The 672-nt window shown below is 37.6% G+C and carries 2 protein-coding genes; both read left to right on the top strand.

Translation table 11 applies throughout. The features are described 5' to 3' along the window. A partial coding sequence (locus D1604_RS15365; RefSeq protein WP_233552143.1) for a hypothetical protein occupies positions 1–392 on the top strand: 392 nt, incomplete at its 5' end. Between the two features lie 5 nt (positions 393–397). Further along, positions 398–672, top strand: a 275-nt coding sequence (locus tag D1604_RS15360; protein ID WP_119413952.1) for a phage tail protein, incomplete at its 3' end; no start/stop codon positions are given.

Below are 672 nucleotides of genomic sequence, written 5' to 3'. Positions count from 1 at the left end.
AGAAAGATAAGAGAACAAATACAATGATCAATATCAAGCCTGTTATTTATAAAGAATTGCAAAAGGTTGCAGATAATGTGACCGATACTTATCCTAGCGATTGGGAGACTTTCCCAGTCGTTATTTTTTTAGAAGAACAAAACAAGCCAGGTGATTGGTTTGACGACAAGGAACAAAAATCCTCTATCCGCTATAAGGTGGATATTTTTGATGATACCAGCACTAGTGAGTTAGCTGTTAAAATCAATCAGATTTTTGAGTCTTTAGGTTTGCGAAGAACCGACTGCCAAGACGTGCCAGACCCGTCTCATTTGAGACATAAGGTCATGCGTTTTGAAGGTGTCGTTGACTTAGATTCAGAGCTTGTTTTTCAATTTAGAATGGAGAATTAAAATATATGTTAGCAAATGGAATTACGCTTTCTTATAGCAAAACAAAAGGTAGCTATACTAAGCTTGTTGGATTGAAAGAAGTGCCAGAGTTTGGTATTGAACTCGAAAAAGTAGAAAATACTACTCTTGAAGATACGGTGAAGAAGTACGAGCTTGGTATTGGGGACGTAGGAGAACTTGAGTACAAGTTCTCTTATAATAATTCAAGCGCAACTGCTCCTTACCGTGTATTGCGTAAGGCAGCAGACGACAAGGAAAAACTCTACTTCGAACAAGCTTA

It is taken from the genome of Brevundimonas sp. LPMIX5, assembly GCF_003576505.1.
Classification (GTDB): domain Bacteria; phylum Pseudomonadota; class Alphaproteobacteria; order Caulobacterales; family Caulobacteraceae; genus Brevundimonas; species Brevundimonas naejangsanensis.
The sequence above is the reverse complement of the archived record's forward strand: the minus strand, read 5'-3'. Positions and strand labels throughout refer to the sequence as shown.